We start from the raw sequence: 19,654 nt of genomic DNA, 5'->3' as shown, positions 1-19,654 counted from the left end.
GTTTATTGTCCTTCCGGCTTTTCCGGGACAGGAGGTTGGGGAGCCGGCTGTGGCGTTTCTGTTTTACCTGCTTCCGGCTCGCTTGCTTTCGGGGACGGCGTATTTTTCCGGTCCTTGTTTTTGTCCTTTTTCTTAGGCGCGGCTTTGGTTTTCGGCGCCTCTTTTGGCGTGTTGTCCGCTTCCGGTTCTTCGGTCGGCGTTTCATTGGTACGCCCGAACAGTTCGGTAGGATGGGGGAGGCTCACCCCTGCCAGGAAGGCTTCGAGGGTCTCCGGTCTTTCCTTGCCGCGCCATACAAAGCGGCTAAGGCGCAGCTTCGAGGGATTTACATCCTTCATGGGTGTCGTGGTTTGCGTTACATCCACCCGGTAATAAATACGTTTGATCTTATCGTTTTCGAAGAGTACTTCTATCTTTTCGCTTTTCGCTTCACTGCTGCCCACATAGGCGCCATCGTCCTGGGTAATGAAGTAGATACTGGATGCATTGGGCCAGGCAATCAGCGAGTCCATTTTGTTGTTGCGCAGGAAACCCTTGATGGCATTGCCCTGGATCTGGTCGAACATATCGGCCTGTTCCGGCCCGGAGCGCGACACCATAATGGCATTACGCGGCACATAAATCTCTTTCAGCTTGCTGCTGTCCATTTGCATCAGGATCACATCGCCCTTCAGCTGCGACTTCTGGGGCCAGAGTACGGGGTCTTTATACATGCGGAGCAGCGAGTCTACCTGCGAATAGCGTATGCTGTCGCATTTGCCCTGCAAGGAATCGGAGTAAATAAGCACATTATGATAACCGACAAAATACCGCGGTCCCGAGGTATCGGGCTGTTGAGGTTTGTTGTTATAGGAATGGGAAAGCGAGTCCATGCGGTTCCTCGCGGCCATACTGCTTTCCTGCACATGCGCGGTATCGGCACCGGTCGTGATGGTATTTTTCTCCCGGTTTGTCCCGTTGATAAGGGCATCCATGCGTTTCCTGGCCGCTCCCGCCTTTGAAGAATCGGTGTGCGGCGGTCGTGCCGGCGCCTTTATCGAATCTTCCGGTTCGGGCATTTCGTAGGTAAACGGCAATTCATCCATCATCACATCGGCCGAATCCTTTGCCGGCTGACCGTTTGGCTGCGGCGGCGGGGGCGCAATAACTGCGGTGTCGGGTGGAGCGGTATGCGCAGCGCTATCTGCAGCAGGTATTTTGCTGCTGTCCGGCTGCAGTTGGGTACTATCCGTAATGCCTGGCAGGGCCATAGAGTCGGCCCCGGCTGCGGTCGTATCTTTTTCAATAGCCGATTGGATCTCGCCTACCGTTTGTTCCAGGCTGTCCTGGGCACTCATTTTTTTGCCTTCCAGGCTGGCCGGTTCTGTAAAAAACGTATCGGCTTTAATAAACAGGCTGTCTTTACCATTGATCGTTTTCATCAAGGGCTTATCTACGGCCAGTAAGGTTTTGCGGATCTCGTTATAATGTGCTTCCCCGCAGTACAAAGTCGATTTTTGCGTAGTGTCGATGGCGATCACATTGCCCCGCGCCCGGCCGAAACCCGTGTTGCGGTTATAATCCAGCGTATCGCCTTCGATATATTGGGCATCGCTTAAGATCGAGGACCGGTCGGTAAAGTGCGCAATACGGTTTTTGGTATCGTATACGCCATTGGTGGTATACAGGATCGACTTATCGTTGCTGACCACCGAAGGCCCGAAAAACAAGGCCACGCGGGTATCGGTATTATAACCCAGGTCGGTGGACAGGGCATGGTATTCCGGGTCGGATACGTCTACATTGCCCTGGAAGCGGGCGTCTTTGGTCTTCAGGTTATAAGTGCCGGTATTGCTGGTCAGGTAGGTGGCCTTGGTCTGCAGGAAGCCGCCGTTCTTATACTTACCGGTTTTGGTATTCAGGTTGTATTCGATTTCCCTGGACCAGAGGCTGTTTTCCTTACCGTCCGACAGCTGTACTTCGCTCATGCCTTTGCCTTTCATATATACCACCCGGGTATTGCCCTGGTAGCGCATATATTCGGCAAAAGCCTCGGTACCGTCGGCCTGGCGTACCACCACGTCGCCAAAGGCTTCCACGCTGTTTTTGTTTTTATAGAAAAAAGCGCTGTCGCAATAGAGGGTATCCGAACCATGCAGCAGTTTTACATCCCAGAGCAGTTTGTGCACCACGTTGGCGCTGTCCTGCTGGATATATTCGCCCATCTCGTTGCCGAGAATGAGGATGCTGGAGGTTTTCCGGGCGGCACTGTCTAAGCGGGCCTGGGCATTACCCCTGAAACAAGTAAAGAGCATACTCATGACAAGTATGCTCATTAAAACGGGTAATTGTACTTTAGTGCTGTTGATCGCTGGCATTCAAAAAACGGTATTGGATCTTAACCGCAGCGGGAATTCCGTACGGCTTTATGCTTTCGCTTAACCGATCGCCTGTTTCAGGTCTTCGATCAGGTCGTCGGCATCTTCTATACCTACGCTCAGGCGGATCAGGGAATCCGGCAGGCCGTTTTTGATCCTTTCTTCTCTTGGGATAGAACCGTGGGTCATCGATGCCGGGTGACCGATCAGCGATTCCACACCACCCAGGGATTCCGCCAGGGCAAATAATTTAGTGTTCTTCAGAACGTTGGTAGCCGCTTCCATATTGTCTTCTTTCAGTACGAAAGAGATCATGCCGCCAAAGCCACGCATCTGTTTTTTAACGATCGCATGGTTAGGATGGTCTTCAAAGCCAACCCAAAGCACGCGGTCTACTTTCGGGTGACTGCGCAGGTATTTGGCTATTTTCTCCCCGTTTTCGCAGTGGCGGTCCATACGCACATGCAGGGTTTTAATACCCCGCAGCACCAGCCAGCAGTCGTGGGGGCCGGGTACGGCGCCACAGCTGTTCTGGATAAAGCGCAGTTTTTCTTCCAGGGCATCCTCGTTTACGACTACTACGCCATGTACCACATCGCTGTGGCCGCCCAGGTATTTGGTAGCAGAGTGTACCACGATATCGGCGCCCCAGTCGAGTGGGTTTTGCAGGTAAGGCGAAGCGAATGTGTTATCTACAACGGTTTTGATGCCATGTTTTTTCGCGATGGCGCTTACCGCTTCGATATCGATAATATTCAGCAGGGGATTGGTCGGGGTTTCCACCCAGATCATTTTAGTATTGGCATTGATATATTGTTCGATGCTGGCAGCGTCATCCATAGGGACAAAATGGAATTTGATGCCGTATACCGCGAAAACCTTAGTGAAGATGCGGTAAGTGCCGCCGTAGAGGTCGTTCGATACGATCACCTCGTCGCCGGGAACCAGCAGGCGGATAATCGCATCTGTAGCTGCGAGACCGCTGCCAAAGCTTAAAGCATGCTTACCATTTTCGATTGCCGCCATAGCCTGTTGGAGGGCGGTACGGGTAGGGTTTTGGGTACGGGCATATTCGTAACCTTTATGTACACCCGGCGCTTCCTGTACATAGGTAGAGGTCTGGTAGATCGGGGTCATAATGGCGCCTGTTGACGGATCCGGTTCTACACCGGCGTGGATCAGTTTGGTAGCTGCTTTATAGCTGTTATTGTTCATATCTTATTTTAATATTAAAACAGCGCAAAGGTAAAGAATTAAGTCAGCAGATGCGGTTATCGCTGTATTTTAGGATGTAATTAATAAAACTTGAAATTTTCGCCTTTTTTGACTACTTTTGCCGCCATTCAGCGGGTCCGGTAGCTCAGCTGGATAGAGCATCAGCCTTCTAAGCTGAGGGTCATTGGTTCGAATCCAATCCGGATCACAAAGTAAGCCTTCCTGCGCAGCAGGGAGGTTTTGTTTTTTCCGGAGCCGGCGGAAGCTTGCTTTCGTGAGGCAAAGGGGAAAACAAAACCCATCACCAAAGGTGATGAAGGCTTGCTTTGTAGACGCCCCTCCAAAAGGTCATGAAATAATCCAATCCGGATCACAAAGTACGTTGAAGCCCGTTCTGAGAGCGGGTTTTGTAGTTTTGGTTATTATATTCATATTATATGCCATTCGTTTCCGGCGGCTACAGGTTCGAATCCAAAAGCCATTATTCTTTTATGCTGGCTTTTTGCTCCCAACTTTGCAAGTTGCTGTGTAAATCAAATAGAATCTACAAATTCTTTAATACTTGCATCTTCCGGCAGATCAAAGCGTCGTCTCAACCGATGTTTATAACTACGGATGGTATCAGCCTGAACACCTAAAATACCTGCCATCTCCTTATTGGAAAGGTTCAATTTACTCAATACGACAAACCTCGTATCAGCAGGTGTAAGCTCAGGCATTTTGCTTTTCAGGCGTTGTAGATATCCTTTATGTACTTGTTCAAAAAGTAATTTGAATTTGGTCCATTCTTCATCTGTAAGAATCGTTGTGTTATATATTTGTTGCAGGACTTCATTGGTTTTCTGTTCTGTATCATTCAGTGCTATTCTTAATCTTTCTATTTCCTGTCCCGATTGCTCGATCAGCAGGTTTTTTTCCTGTAAGTGCCTTGTGAAATTTTCCAGTTCCAATGTAGCTGCTTTCAGGTCATGTTCGGCCTGCACCTTTTTTGCCAGTATAGCTACTTGTTTTATGTGGTGCTTTAATCGTTGCCTGTTAATGATAAGTCCGGTTATAATAAATAATAAGACAATACCGATAAGCAACCCATTTCTGGTAAAAGAAAGTAACTTTTTCTCAGCGCCCAGCCTTTTTATTTCCGTATCCACCTTTTCAAGATCTTTCTTATGCTCCACCTTGGCCAGCTTATAAATGTTATCCCTCTCGTAAAGGATGTCTTTATATCTTGCAGCAGAATCCTGGTAGCTATAAGCAGTTTTATAATCTCCCTTTTTAAAATAATATTGTGCCATAACGGGATATAGCATGCCCCGCGGTTTAATCCTATCTCTGCAACTATCCAGGTATTGTTGCGCAAGCCGGATATCTGCGGCAACGCTTGTAAGATCATTTTTATGTAAATGAATATCGGCAAGAATCAAAAGAGAATGGATACCATTATCCATGGCCTTGCTGGTACTGAAACTACTTTTTATATCCTCTTCCAGTAAAGGAATTGCTTTGTCATAATCCTGTTGCTGGTAATAGGAGATACCGATATTTCCCGATGCAATAGCTGCCCAAGTCTTGTTTCCATCGGTCAGTGCATGTTTTTTGGATTGTTCGAAATAATTAATTGCAGTATCATAATGACCAAATGAACGGTAAATGAGGCCTAATGTATTCTCTCCATTGTAGGTTACAAACTTGTCCCAGGGATGATTAAGGCTATCTGCTTCCAATAAGATCCGTTTAGCTTTTTCATAATCGCCAATGGTATAATAACGATTGCCTAAACCCACCAATAGTTGTTTTTTATCTGGAAAGTCTTTCTGAGCAAGTTGTGTAGCAATATTATAAGCATTAATAAAATGTTCGAAGGCTAAGGTATAATTACGCTTTTTGCCATAATAATTCTGCGCCAGGTAATCCATGATAACGGCCCTGTATTCCGGATATCGCTCCAGGTCCGGTGTTTTAAGCAGTTTTTCCAGTCTTGCTATTTTTTCATCCAAGGCTATAAGGTTGGCATAATCTTTAAATTGAAATCTACCTATAATTACTTCAAGCTCTGCCCCATAATCCTGTTCTTTTTTTGCCCGTTGTTGTAGAACGTCCAGTTTCTGCAAATAGGCCGCCGGCGTTAGTTTTACCCAATCAGATGCAATTGCCTGATCGAAATAAACAGAGCGGACTGCATAAGATTGATGGAACAGGGAATCATAAGTTGGTTTTGCATTTGTGGAATGAGGAAGGCAGATTATGAGAAACAATGTCCTAAATATCTGATAAAGCTTACTGCCGGGAAGCGGACTTTTTCGCAATTTTTTTTTGATTTTATATGTGGTATACAAATAATTAAAGCCTGGTAATAGGCTCCTGATATTATGGTGAACAACAATAATACTGGTAGACGAATGTATGCAGGCAAAAATAAAAATAATCGCTTAACTCTGGTTGATATTACCCGGCTCCGGAAAACTAATGAACGGTCAAATGTTCCCGTTCATGTATAATCTTTTTTACTTCAGAATGGCCACACAATATATAGACCACGCTATCTCTTTGTTACAACTAATTAATTTTAATCCGAATATTATGTATGCATCATAATGAGTTTTTAATTCATTCATTGATTAAATAACATACAATTCTTTGAAAACCATTTTTTAATAAGCGCAACGTTTTTGTAACGGTAATGCAACGGCATGGTCACGCGCTGAATTTGACCCCTCGGTATTAATATAATTACTTTGGGGTATTGCCGGTATTGGTCCGGATTCCATGATACCACAAATCCCATCCGACACCTTTTCTAAAGAGCATAACTGTAAAACAGAGCGATTCTTATCCTGGTATAGATCCAGGCTTTACACTAAACCCTAATTTTTGACAAAAAACCTAAGATACTATGCAATTTAAATTTTCCGCTTTACTATCAGGATTATTACTATATGCTGCGATTGTCTTCGCCGGGCCTGCAGATGAATTTATTACGTTGTGGCAATCCAACAACCCAGGGCAATCTGGTGCCAATGAAATCAGGTTCTATGGTTCGGGTACAGGCTATACTATTATCTGGGAAGAAGTGGGTAACGAAATAGCCAACAACGGTACACTGGTAGCAGGTACAATTAACGCCGGCAATTATCAACTCATTACATTTCCTACTGCAGCTACCTATAGAGTGCGGGTGGACCCTACCACATCCGGTACATTTACAACGTTTAAGCAAACTGAGGATAAGCTAAAGCTGATAGCAGTAACACAATGGGGCAGTACCGCCTGGTCTGGCTTTTATCAGGCTTTCCGCTCATGCGCCAACCTGAATGTGACAGCCACAGATTCGCCAAACTTAAGCCAGGCAACAACTTTGTCACAAATGTTCACCTTCTGTGCCAATCTTGTTGGGAACAGCACTTTTAATACCTGGCAAACAGGCACCATTACCGATATGTCTGGCATGTTCTGGGGAGCAATTTTATTTAATCAATCCCTAAATAACTGGAACACCGGTAATGTGACCAGTATGTTTAATATGTTTGAGAATGCCACCAGCTTTAATGGCAGCATTGGCAGTTGGAATACCAGTTCTGTGACCAATATGGCCAATATGTTCAGATCTGCAATCAATTTTAATCAACCTATAGGATCATGGACTACTTCATCCGTGACCAATATGGAGTACATGTTCCGTCAGGCGACGGCTTTTAATCAACCCATTAATAATTGGAATGTGGGTTCAGTTACCGATATGTCAGGTATGTTCCACGGGGCGACGGCTTTTAATCAACCCATTAATAACTGGAATGTGGGTTCCGTTACCAATATGTTAGATATGTTTAAAAGTACGGCTGCATTTAATCAGCCCCTCAATAATTGGGTTACCTCATCTGTAACAAATATGACTTCATTGTTTGAATCGAGCCTCTTTAACCAGGACATCGGAAATTGGAATGTGAGTTCGGTTACGAATATGAATGGTATGTTTTACCATGCTTCCGCATTTAACCAGGACCTTAGTACCTGGAATCTTTCTGCCATAAACTCCATGTCATGGATGTTTGAAAATTGCGGTATGGATTGCATTAACTACTCGCTTATGCTTAATGGCTGGGAAGCCAATACCAATACACCCAATGGCATTTCATTAGGTGCAGTAGGCATGGTGTATAACAGTACTGCATTAGCGGCGCATACAGCACTTACGGGCACACAAGGCTGGACTATAAATGGTGACATGTACGATGCGGGATGTGGCACGCCCTTGCCTGTGACGCTACATTCATTCAATGCTATATATCGTGATCCCAATGCTGTTTTAACCTGGCAAAGTGCTATAGAGTTAGGCCTGAATTATTACAGCGTTGAACAATCGGTGGATGGAACCAACTTTCATAGTGCTGACAAAGTTCTTGCAACAGGTAGCGGTAGCTATTACAGTATTAGCCTGCCGCAACCTGAAGGTCAGGCTTTTTACCGGCTCAAAATGGTTGACCTTGACGGAAAAACCGACTATAGCCGCACTCAAACCGTAAGCCATCAGACTACAACCGCTTCAACGATTTCTATTTTTCCTAATCCTGTACGTGATGGCAGGCTTTATATCAGGGCAACAAAGCACGGTACGGTACGGATATTCAATCAAATGGGTCAACTGGTACAGCAGGCAGGGGTTTCTGGAGGCCTGCAGGTTATTGACATTAGTTTATTGGCGAGCGGCATTTACCTGATTAAACAGGAAGCTGGAACACTGCGTTCGATAGTAGTAGAATAGCTAAATACCTTAAAGGAATTTTAATATTGTTATCGGACCAGGAATCATTTTCATAAAGTAGAACTCAACCAAACGTAAACTTATAAAAACCTGAAAAATGACAACAGGAAGAGATTTCCAGGTATGGAACAACGATGACAGAGGCGGCTACTCTGACTCCTATACCGGACCACAAGGACAAGACAACCTCAATGCCAACGATAATTCGTTGGAAACTTCGGAAGGTACCTGGGTAATCATCTTCGATGATACAGGTTACACCGGCAACTGCAAGAAAATTCCCCCGGGTAAATATATCCGTAGCCTGAGTGAGACGCACAGACATGATCATTCAGGCAAGGAAATCGGGAACTGGAAAAACGATATCCAAAGCTTTATCCTGTACAAGCAGAAGCCTGCTTTCTGGGATATAGGAGCGGATTATACACAACCCGGTAAATCGCAGCTTTTTGTACTGCACGATGGTCAGGCCAGTGTTGCGGAGAATGACGATTTCATGGGTGCCAACCGCACCTTTACAGCGCCCTTCAATGGCCCCAATATGTCCAACGTCGGGTATACAACGAACGGTATCAATATGTCAGGCATTAATTCTATCAGTTCCCTTAAAACGGGCCCTAACGTATGGATGATCATTTTTGACAAAACCGGTGCAAAAGGAAACTTTAAGAAGATCAATCCGAACACAACAGAAGACAAATTAAGCGACTGGTTGCGTACAGATCTCAATGGTAATAAAAAAGGAAACTGGGAAAACGAAATTGACAGCTTCCTTTTATATCCGGCCCAGCCTGGTTTTTGGACTACTCCATATTCACGGGCCTATATCGACTTCGCAACATTATATAGCCTGTATCCTTCTCCTTCCGGCAAGGTAACGGATGATGATATAGAATACGTGGTAGGAGATTCAACGTATAAAATTGACGAACCCGACTTCCAGTATCAATCGACCACACAATTACTTTCTGTATACTTAATGGGTGATTACACCCTGCTGCCAACCGATGGTTGGACAATGTATCATGTTTATCAACAACATGAGAATACCGGCGCGCACAACGACAAAGCGGAATACGATGCGTATTTCGATAATAATGGTAAACTGGCATCTATTCAACTCTTCCAATGGTCTTCAGATGGCGCATTCCAGGTACCGGAAACGGTTATTAAAAGTGTTGACCTGGTCGCCTGGTATTTGGGTACAGCATCATCGCTGGTATCGTTTGGCGTCGGTGAGGAAGTGGCCGGTGTGTTTATTGAGGTCTTTAATTTTGTTTGCAACGTATTCAATAAAATTGCAAATGCTGTTTACAAGGCTACAGACAATGGCGGGCAGTTTTATTTCCTGCCAGTGATCTGCCATACCCTGAACCGCATTTGTACAACGGTTGCCAAACCTTATAACTACCCGGCATACACAAATGCCAACGACCCGAGAAATAATTACAAGATGGCTTTCAGCAATAGTGGTTTCCCGACTGCATTGCGCGATGCGTTAAGTGGTAATGGTTCGGCAAATAACTGGATGCAAAGTGCAAGCGGCAAAACCAGCACATTCAACCAGGTAGTTGAATTTACTTATCAAAACAACGCTTACCGCACCTGGTACCAGGAGTCTTCTGTTGCTGCGAAACTGGGTATGTTCGTTTCTTGCAAAATTGATTGTGAAACCACTGATGATTCTAAAGATGACCATATCATTCTTCTGATGGGCTTTGCTGTACCTGCAGAGGGCCATACACCGGTTATAAATTTTGCACAGGTGATTGTACAATTTACAGATGGTTCCAATACCAATATTCAGTCCGGTGCGTACAATGCTGATGTGATCAATGCAGTATACAATGATCTCCAAAACAAGCTTACTGGTATATCCATGAACAATAACCAACGAGGCCGCCGGTACATTGCTGACATAACCAAGGCCAATATGAACGCGATTAATGCGTGTATGAACTACAGTTAAGCAACAATTACAAAGATTCGCATTATGCAATCCAAATAATTGACATAATGATATTCATGCAATCCTCATTTGACTCAGCGGAATTAAATCATATGTGAAATGGTTCGAATTCTGTACCATGTCGTTCACAAAGCCTTCCACCATGTGGAAGGCCTTTCTTTTTCAGATAAGCATTGAAAGCCCGCTTTCAAAAGCAAGGATGGAAAAGAAAAGATTCTTTTGCGAGCGCAATGTTTAGGCGTGTCGCCAACAATAGCTGCTATAACCGGTCTGTGAGCTTGATGTTAAGTTGGAAAATTAGATCTAAGGCAGCAAAAATTAAGAGCCAACGGAGCTAGCTATTAAAAAGGCGGCAATACGGCCGCCTTTTTAAAGGCCACGCTTTAGCAAGCGTGGCCTTTATGATACAATAGGTGTATTTTGTTTTAGCGTACGGTAATCTTCGTGCTGCCTTTCGATTTTTCGCCGCTTACATGCAGGATATACGTACCTGAAGCAAGTGGCCCTAAATCGAACACAACGTCCTTAGCTGGGTTATTTATCTTTTGCCGGATCAGCAGGCTGCCGGAAATGTTATATACGGAGAGTTGCCGGATTGCTTCTCCGCCTGAACGAATATGAAGCCCCTCCTTATTGCTTGTGGGATTAGGGTACACGGAAAAAGGCAGAGCGGAAATTTTTTCTTTAACGGAAGTAGGGACAGACTCATAGTAACAACGGGCTTTCCGGTCGCCGTGCTGGTAGTACCAGGCATTCGTGGCTGGGTTCCAGCCACTTTTGTCGTCAATATAGGTGATCTGGCCGAATTCATTATAAAGATAACTTACTTTACTGCTACGCAACCATTGCCCTGCTATCCGGCGATAGCTGATCACGCTGTCCCAGCGGTTATTACTGCCGTAGTGCCACTGGACACGCCAGGTCGTATCAAAGGACGGGCCCTGTAAGATAAAAACCGTTTCCAGGTTGCCGGTAACACTGGCGTAGGAATAGGAGTAGCGCTGTGTGGTATCCCAGGCTGTGCCTGACCATTCTCTGAAGGTGTGGGTCTCTACACGGTTGCTGCTGTTATAGGTACGTCCTTCCCAATACTGATTAGCAAGCACACCCGTTGTTACGGGGGCGACTTCCGTCGTGACGCTGATCAGCTGTCCTGAAGAATTATATTCGTAAGTTACCCCGCCATATGCTTGGTAGGGATCGCTGGCACCAAAGCGAATACTGTCTTTAACCTTTAATATGCGATTGTTGTTGTCGTAGGTGCGCATGGAAGTTCTATCCACGTAAGGCGGCGTCGCGAGCGCGTCCACATATTTTATGGATACTAAGTTGCCGTTGTTATCATAGGTGAAAGAGTCTATATTATTTGGTGTTGAAGCTAGTCCTGTTGGTGTTTGCGTATTATAGCGTCTGGATACTTTCCAGTTACCGGATGCATCATAAAACAGTTCCTCCCTTCTGACCGCTGTTCCATTTTCCTGTATCAAAATGTTTTCAGGCATATTGCGGTTGTTTATGGTCTGCGCGGTGATGCCGGACGGCGTTGGCAGGTAGCCGGTGCCCGATGGAGAAGGTGCATAGGTGGACATGGTATCAAAGGGCTGCAGCCACCGCTCATGGTAGGCTCTCACACTTGTCGCCGCGGGGGTATCTATAAGCGAAGTAAAGAAGTAGTCTGGAATTGAACCTGAGGCGTACGTGAAATAATTGAAACCTGTACCGCAGGTATCGTGCCAGTGTATCTTCGTCGAATCTCTGGAGGGTTTGAAGCGGGTTCCATCGTATTCTTCATGAATGACAGCTGCGAGTCGGGGCGGTTTTTGCGGTGCCTGGGCATGTAGCTTTCCATTATGGAAGCTTAATAAACACAGCGCCGGAATGAGGGCGAAGCGATAAATCTGTTTCATCTGTAGTTTGTTTTTAAGGGTCATGAAATTTTTTCTGTTATTCATAAATCTGGTATTTTTCTTTGCTGATCGTCCTTAATCAAACTTCCGTTGTTCGTTATTCAAGAAGAGCATATGCGACAAATCAAGATTGTTCCGATATCTGTACAGCGACTTTTCCAAGGTTATTTGGATCGCCTTACGAAATCAAAATAGAAATATATTTTTATGGACTTAACGTTTTTTTATGAACTGCCGATAATTCTTCATCAAACGTTTTTTATGATTTATCGGATTAGCCATTCGCGCTAAGTTTTATTCTTTCTGCTTTGATGGCTTTCCTATCCGAAGAAAGTCAGTGAGCGAGAAAAACAAAAGCTTCCTTTGCATAACAAAAGAAGCTTTGCAGACGCCACCCAACAAGGGATCATAAAATAATCCAATCCTGTTCACCAAGCAAGCCTCCCCACGCAGCGGGGAGGCTTGCTTGGTCCGAAACGGGCGAAAGCTTGCTTTTGTAAGAGAAAAGAGAAAAGAGAAACTCCTTTGCGTCGCAAAGGAAGGCGTTGTAAAGGCCTCTTAAAGGGATCATTGAACAATAAACCACTTCGTATCACGGAATAGGGCAAGAAGCGTCTTTGGGTGCAAATCCCAATAGGGAAAACGAAGGTAACAAGCTAAACAATACCTGGCCTAGCCAAAATGCCTGTCCTTGATATGGCTAAAGAAAAACTCGCGGAAGGTATCGCCCACGGGTATTACCTGATCTTTGATGAAGATACGGTTCCGCTCCAGGCTGTCGATCTTTTCGAGGGAAACGATATACGATTTATGAACCCTTACAAAACGGTCCTGGGGAAGCCCCGCTTCAAACGCTTTTAACCGCTCTTGTACGATTAGCCGCTCGGCGAGCGTATGTATGGCAATATAATCTTTAAGGCCTTCGATAAACAGGATGTCGGAGAGTAATAATTTTACGGCCTTCGTATCTATTTTTACAAAAATATAGTCGGGGGTATGGGCTACCGGCATAGCCTGAGGTGCAGCATTAGTGGGGATTACAAGCAATTGCTGCGCTTTTAAAGACGCCGTAAAAAAGCGATCGAAGGAAATGGGTTTCAGCAAATAGTCGATCACATTGTATTCATAACCGTCGAGTGCATAAGCGCTATAAGCAGTGGTCAGGATTACCCGGCATTTACCCGCCGTGATCTTCATAAACTGGAGACCGGTGATTTCGGGCATCTGGATATCGAGGAAAACCAGGTCGATCTGCTCTGTTTGTACACAATGCAGTGCTTTTATGGCATCTTCCGTTGCCAGTACCAATTCCAGGAAAGGCACTTTACTGATATAGTTCTCCAGTAAGGACAAGGCCCAGGGCTCATCGTCTACAGCTATGCATTTGATCATTTTTCTAGTTTAAATCCAGTTGAAGCGTACAATTGTATTGATCCCCGTTTTGTGTTACTGCTAAATGATAACGACCAGGATAGAGCAATTCAAGCCTGCGCCGCACATTGCGAAGCCCCACACCACTGCCGCTGTCTTTATGGTGATTCCCGATCTTGTTGCGGGTATGCAATACCAGTTGCCGGTTATGCAAAGTTAATTCAATAAGGAAAGGATTATGCTTATCGTTAACTACGCCATGCTTAAAGCCATTCTCGATAAACGGGATCATCAGCAGGGGCGCTATCTTCAGGCCTTCGGTGGCGCCCTGTATGGTAAATTGCACCGCTGCCGTGCCCACGGTGCGCAACGACTCCAGGGCGATAAAACTTTCGATGTATTCCAGCTCGCGGGATAGCTCTATACTATCGACTGTACTTTCCCGGGTCATATACCGCATCAGCTCACTCAGCTTCAATATGGCAGGTAATGTTTTATCCGATTGGTGATAAACCAGGGAATAAATGTTGTTCAAGGTATTGAACAGGAAATGCGGGTTGAGCTGCGACTTCAGGAAATCCAATTCCGCGGTTGCCTTTTCCTGTTCCAGGGCTGTCTTTTCTTTTTGTATTTTCATCCAGTTGTCAATCGCCCAAAAGACAACACTCATCAGGATGACATTGGATCCGAAATAAAGGTTGTCGAAAACAAAGAAATCGATGGATACGCCTTCATAGTAATTCTGTATATGGAACCAGATCATCAGGAGGTACTGCTCTACGAAATAACGGAAACAGATGAAAAACAGCAATAACAGGAACCAGGTTGTCCAGGTGCGTTTATATTGTTTCTGCTTGAAGAAACGGGGCATGATAAAGCAGTAGTTGAGATAGAAAGTCCCCATGAACACCAGGTACTCCGCCATATTTAAAGGACCGAACAGGTGGTGGAAATCAAAATGGTACGCCGGGTTATAAAGGGTACGGGACAGGGTGCTCCATCCGAAAAAGCAGAACCAATAGAACAGGTGGAGCGCTATTTTGTAGTGTCGTTTCATGGCCAGGGTAGTCGAAATGTAAATGTAGTACCATAACGTCATTCCGGGGCCTATATTCTGCCAACGGGCTTCAATCGTTCGCCAATAGGCCAAATACGACCACAAACCGTTCACCTTGTTGCCGGAAGCTTTCATGTTCTTCTTCAGGGCGTTTGCCGATTAATTATAAAAGTCCGTGCCAACTCCCGCAATTTTGATTCCGTATTTACCTCCTTCCTATGCTGTCGACCTAACTGCTTATGGATTTAATTCCAATAGCGGGTGCCGGTAATAACCTGTATTATGAAATCCTGGATAATTTTACTCATCAGTTGCATCACATTGCCCGTTTGCGCACAACCCTTTACCATCACCGGGAAAGTTACCGGTGTCCGGGGCATGCCGCTTCCTTTTTGCAGTATCGTCCTGGAGCAGAAAGCCGGCCGGGTGCTGAAAGGTACGCTTACCGATTCGTCCGGCAGCTTCAGTCTCGACGGTGTAGCAGCAGGCAGCTATAGGGTTACGGTATCGCTCGTAGGATACCGGTCCGTCAGTACAGATGTGTTCGAAGTAAAGGATGCAGATTACAGGTTGCCCGACCTGGAGTTAATACGCTTGGGGGAGCAACTGGCAGATGTACAGGTAACGGCGCGAATGCCTTTACTGGAAGTTCAACCCGATAAAATGGTGATGGACATAGAGCATAATGTTTTGGCGACAGGCAGCTCGGCTTGGGAGTTGTTGCGTAAAGCGCCTTCGGTAACTACAGGCAAAGACGATAATATCTTATTAAAAGGCGCCGGCTGTACGATCTATATAGACGGACGCCCAGTTTACCTGGCCGGGGATCAGCTGGTCCAATACCTGAAGGGGCTTCCGGCCGATGCTATCAGCAAAATAGAGATCATCACCAATCCTTCCAGCCGTTATGATGCCGCGGGAAGTACCGGGATCATTAATATAAAACTAAAGAAAAACAAGGCTTATGGTACAAACGGCACGCTTAATGCCAGTCTTGGCAGGGGGCGTTATTTCAGGCAAAACGGGGGCTTTAGTCTTAATTACCGCAACAGCAAAATCAACTTGTTCGGTAATGGGTACCTGGGGCACTCCGAGTCTTTTAACCAGCTCAACTATAACAGCATCGTACGCAACGACACCAATATCGTGTACCAGGACCGGAGCCGCTACTGGCACCCTTTTGCTACCAATGCCTCTTTTAAGGCCGGCCTGAACTATGCGTTGAGCAGTAAAACTACAGCAGGACTTTTAATCAACGGTTATGTGGATAGAAGCAAGGCTACTAATGATGGTCATACTACGTTGAGCGATAAAAACAAGCAGCCCTATCAGTTCATCGATGCATTGACAAGCGATTCGAGCCGTAGCGAAAATATTATGTATAATCTTAACTTCCAGACTTTGCTGGATACCGTAGGAAGCGAGTTGAATATCGACCTGGATTATGGCCATTATAATAGCCGCGAAACAAGCCGTAACGACAACCTGTTCTTCGACCGGGGTGGCAATGCGATTCGTGATCCTTATATCTTCAGGACGGGTAAACCTTCCAGGGTAACGATCCGCTCCGGCAAGCTGGACTTTACCCGTTATTTCAGTAAGCAACTCAAGCTGGAAGCGGGTATGAAAAGCAGCTGGGTGACAACAGACAATAACCTGCTCGCCGATTCAACCGGGGATAAGGGCGCCTGGATACCCGATCGTAACCGGAGTAATCATTTTATTTACAAAGAGAACATCAATGCCGCCTACGCTACCGCAACCTATTCTTTGGAAAAAACAGCTATACAGATCGGCTTGCGCGTCGAACAAACCATCAGTACCGGCAATTCCATTACTACAGGACAGGTACAGGAAAGGCATTACCTGGACTGGTTTCCCGGTTTGTTTATAACCCGGACCATCGATACCCGAAACCAGGTAAGCTTCAGCTATACCCGGCGCATCAACCGGCCCGGTTACGAGAGTCTGAATCCCTTTACCGATTATATAGATCCTTACACTTTATTTGTGGGCAATCCATTTCTCCGCTCTTCCTATAGCAATGCCCTGGAGCTGAAGCATGCCTGGAAGGAGATATTGTTTACCGCATTAAGCTACCGTATGGATACAGATGTAGAGACGGAAGTAATAAGGCAGGATCAGCAGACCGGGATAACTACCAATACCAAAGAGAATGCGGCTTCTGCGCGAGCCCTGCGCCTGGATATAACGTTAAGCCTGCCCGTTACTTCATGGTGGCAAAGCGATAATAATGCCAATATAGCCTTTAATAAAAACTATTCTGCCATACCGGGGTTTGCTTATAACCAGGAAGCCATGGCTGCTTCGTTCAGCACCAATCATACGTTTACCTTCGGGAAATATAAAATACAGACAGATATTTACTATGGCATGCCAACACGAAATGGTCTTGCCCGGCTCCGGTGTTATTACGGGTGGAACCTGGGTATCCAGCGGCTCTTACTGAAAGACCGGCTTACACTTAAGGTGAATGCCACCAATATTATTGGTCCCAATGCTTATCGCGCGCACATTACAGGTAACGGTCTGGATATTAAATGGACCAATGAATGGGAGGGCAGGAGAGTATACTTTAGCCTGGCCTGGAAGTTCGGGAATAGTAACGTGAAAGAAGGACGGGTACGCAATACGGCATCGCAAGAGGAAAAAAACAGGATCACCCGTTAGTGGAGGTGCTTCCGTTAAATAGAATAACCAGCCAGTCCCATCACCGGCGCGTAGTACACACTACGCGTTTTTTTTTGTTCGAAATACAATACAGGCTTGGGTTTCCATATATTCAAAGCCCTACAACCGATCAGGCGCGAAAGTTGGGAAGTATGTCGAAATCTCTAACTCCCGTTCCATTCTTACCTGCCTGTTGCCAATTATATAGGTACATGTACCTATATAATTGAAGATACTTACCTATTGTGGTTTGTTTAAATGTGTTTCACTTTTGTAGGGTGATCAACCATTTATACTAAACATGACCAAAAATATAGCCTATACACTCCTGTTCCTGGTTTTATCTTCAGGCGCTTATGCACAGTTGGGCATTACCGCAGGCGCTAATATCGGCAAGTACCACTATGGCGAAAGCCGTTTTGATGTGCACCGGAAAGTACTGCTTTCCTTTAATGCCGGACTTCAATACAAAAAGAAATTGAACGGGCATCTCTTCCTGTTGCCTGAATTGAGTTTTACGCAAAAAGGCACGAGGGTGTATTACGATTACCCGATTGGTTATACCGGGCCCATGAAAAATACCAACAGGCTCAATTATATCCAGTTGACCCTGCCTGTAATGGCTGCAATACCGGTAAGCGATGATCTGGACTATGAAATAGGCGGCGGCTTGTATATGGCCTATCTCGTAAAAGCCATACAACAAACCTTTGCGTTCGATGGCAACAGCGCAAAGCATGATTTTACCTCCGGGGCATTTAAAAAATTGGACGTTGGACTCCATCTCACTACCGGCTTCAGGATGGGTAAAAAACTAGGCCTGCATGTTCATTACGATTTCGGGTTAACGAATATCGAAGGGCTTAGCAATAGTCCATCGGTCAAGAACCGGAATTGCTCCATAAATATGAGCTGGCTGTTTGCAAAGCATGATTAATCCATCACCCTATTCAATTCAACACCTCATGGAAATGAAAAAAATACTGTATGCGTCCCTGGCTTTATTGCTGATGGCCACAGGCTGCACAAAGACCAGCCCCTCAGATGGCGATTCAGACAATGCCGATGATCTGCTCACCGAGCCGGCAACCGGCTGGAAAAGGGTAGCCATAATACCTTTTGACGGGTTAGGCGGCGGCGCTACGCCTTACAATGCGATGAAAGGATTTGACCTTCAAAAAGCAAATGGCCAATTTGCCGTGTTATACACCCAGCATAGTTTAGAGCCTGTTGCTCACGTGTCATCAGACTATTTTTACAAAACAGTAGTATCCGAAAATGCAACGGCTACTAACCTGCAAAAAATCAGTTTCGGGATCTTCTCAGGCGGGGGTAATTCGAGCCCTTTTACCTGGTACGGTCAATTGTTACCGAATAGCGTCATACCTGTTTTTACAGGAATGGATTATAACAATAATTACATACAATTAAGAAACAGCACCGGCGATATCATTGCAGGGGCGCCGGCAAGCAATTACCCCACCTTTAAGTATACAAACGATGGTACATTCCTGGCCGGTTCTATGTGGACGGGGCATGAATCGTTTTTATGGCATTATAAAAATCCGCCTGACCCCATCGGTGATTTCAGTGCTACGTACCGTCCGGGTGTAATAGAAGGTCATAAAAGGTTATTCAATATACCGGTAAAAGCTGCGGATGGTAATTATTACGAGTTTTCGCTGTGTTCCAAAGATGGGGCTACCACCTTTATGGTGATCCGTTGCCGCGAAGACCGGACTTACGGGGCTACGCCACCCAATTACGAAATCGTAGATGCCGGGACGGTAGCCAATATGCCGCAAAGTGGCTTCCCTGCCGACTTTTTAGAGTTACTTACTTACGATTATAATACCGAAACCGGGGAAATTACTTTTGTATTTGATGACTTCCAGTCTGCGGCCTCCGGAAGTGACGCCCGCAAAAACATATACTGTTATCGCTGGAGGCAGGGCTCGCTTACCCGGCTCTGGCAGGCTTCTCTGGATCAGGATGCCGATTTCAGCAATGCTGTAAAAGTATATATAAATAAAAATATGCTGAATGAGTGGCGCTTAAAACCAGACGGAACGTTGTACACGATGGCCAGATTTGAAGCAAACGTACCGCAACCTGCCGATCCTGCGATCAAACTATGGGAGGTCAATAATTCGGGCGTTAAGGTAATCTCTTCCATTACCTATGGACAAACTGTACAAAAGGACTTCACCTTGTCTACCTGCAGATACCTGGACGGCGCTTATTACGCTTTGGCCTATCCAACGGGAGATGGCAGGTACAGGATCGGAGATCCGCATTACCACATGGAAATTGTAAAACTCAATCCATAAA

At 45.6% G+C, this 19,654-nt stretch carries 11 protein-coding genes and 1 tRNA gene; 6 read left to right on the top strand and 6 right to left on the bottom strand.

The window, feature by feature from the left end:
• Positions 1-2: 2 nt before the first annotated feature.
• Positions 3-2,315: an OstA-like protein gene (locus B0I18_RS14650; protein ID WP_181358479.1), complete on the bottom strand. Its 2,313-nt coding sequence runs from the start codon at positions 2,313-2,315 to the stop codon at positions 3-5.
• 102 nt (positions 2,316-2,417) lie between these two features.
• Complete coding sequence (locus B0I18_RS14645) at positions 2,418-3,572, bottom strand: cystathionine gamma-synthase (RefSeq protein WP_106523474.1); 1,155 nt, start codon at positions 3,570-3,572, stop codon at positions 2,418-2,420.
• 134 nt (positions 3,573-3,706) lie between these two features.
• Here B0I18_RS14645 and B0I18_RS14640 point away from each other — a divergent pair.
• Positions 3,707-3,780 (top strand) — tRNA-Arg (locus B0I18_RS14640).
• Between the two features lie 325 nt (positions 3,781-4,105).
• On the opposite strand, the gene B0I18_RS14630 is transcribed toward B0I18_RS14640, so the two are convergent.
• Entirely contained in the window at positions 4,106-5,875 is a 1,770-nt protein-coding gene (locus B0I18_RS14630) for a tetratricopeptide repeat protein (protein ID WP_146146751.1), read from the bottom strand.
• Positions 5,876-6,462: 587 nt separating this feature from the next.
• Between B0I18_RS14630 and B0I18_RS14625 the strand changes: the two genes are divergently transcribed.
• Positions 6,463-8,328, top strand: a complete 1,866-nt coding sequence (locus tag B0I18_RS14625; RefSeq protein WP_106523471.1) for a BspA family leucine-rich repeat surface protein — start codon at positions 6,463-6,465, stop codon at positions 8,326-8,328.
• A gap of 97 nt (positions 8,329-8,425) precedes the next feature.
• The gene (locus B0I18_RS14620) at positions 8,426-10,297 is read left to right on the top strand and encodes a hypothetical protein (RefSeq protein WP_106523470.1); all 1,872 of its coding nucleotides are present in this window, start codon (positions 8,426-8,428) and stop codon (positions 10,295-10,297) included.
• 425 nt (positions 10,298-10,722) lie between these two features.
• On the opposite strand, the gene B0I18_RS14615 is transcribed toward B0I18_RS14620, so the two are convergent.
• The 3 genes from B0I18_RS14615 to B0I18_RS14605 form a co-directional block, all read right to left on the bottom strand.
• Positions 10,723-12,249, bottom strand: a complete 1,527-nt coding sequence (locus B0I18_RS14615) for a T9SS type A sorting domain-containing protein (protein WP_106523469.1) — start codon at positions 12,247-12,249, stop codon at positions 10,723-10,725.
• A gap of 627 nt (positions 12,250-12,876) precedes the next feature.
• The gene (locus B0I18_RS14610; protein ID WP_106523468.1) at positions 12,877-13,596 is read right to left on the bottom strand and encodes a LytR/AlgR family response regulator transcription factor; all 720 of its coding nucleotides are present in this window, start codon (positions 13,594-13,596) and stop codon (positions 12,877-12,879) included.
• A 4-nt stretch (positions 13,597-13,600) separates the two neighbouring features.
• Positions 13,601-14,767, bottom strand: coding sequence for a sensor histidine kinase (locus B0I18_RS14605; RefSeq protein ID WP_106523467.1), 1,167 nt, complete (start codon positions 14,765-14,767; stop codon positions 13,601-13,603).
• Positions 14,768-14,914: 147 nt separating this feature from the next.
• On the opposite strand from B0I18_RS14605, the gene B0I18_RS14600 reads away from it, so the two are divergent.
• From B0I18_RS14600 to B0I18_RS14590, 3 genes are all read left to right on the top strand, one after another.
• Positions 14,915-17,323 carry a TonB-dependent receptor gene (locus tag B0I18_RS14600; RefSeq protein WP_106523466.1) on the top strand — a complete coding sequence of 803 codons (2,409 nt, stop codon included), beginning with the start codon at positions 14,915-14,917 and terminating at the stop codon, positions 17,321-17,323.
• Between the two features lie 301 nt (positions 17,324-17,624).
• Positions 17,625-18,260 (top strand): porin family protein, encoded by a 636-nt coding sequence (locus B0I18_RS14595; RefSeq protein WP_106523465.1) that lies wholly within the window; start codon positions 17,625-17,627, stop codon positions 18,258-18,260.
• A gap of 34 nt (positions 18,261-18,294) precedes the next feature.
• Positions 18,295-19,653, top strand: a complete 1,359-nt coding sequence (locus B0I18_RS14590; RefSeq protein ID WP_106523464.1) for a hypothetical protein — start codon at positions 18,295-18,297, stop codon at positions 19,651-19,653.
• The last annotated feature ends 1 nt before the right edge of the window (position 19,654 follow it).

The sequence above is a fragment of the Taibaiella chishuiensis genome, from assembly GCF_003014535.1.
Taxonomy (GTDB): domain Bacteria; phylum Bacteroidota; class Bacteroidia; order Chitinophagales; family Chitinophagaceae; genus Taibaiella; species Taibaiella chishuiensis.
This window is presented reverse-complemented; position numbering and strand designations above follow the sequence as displayed.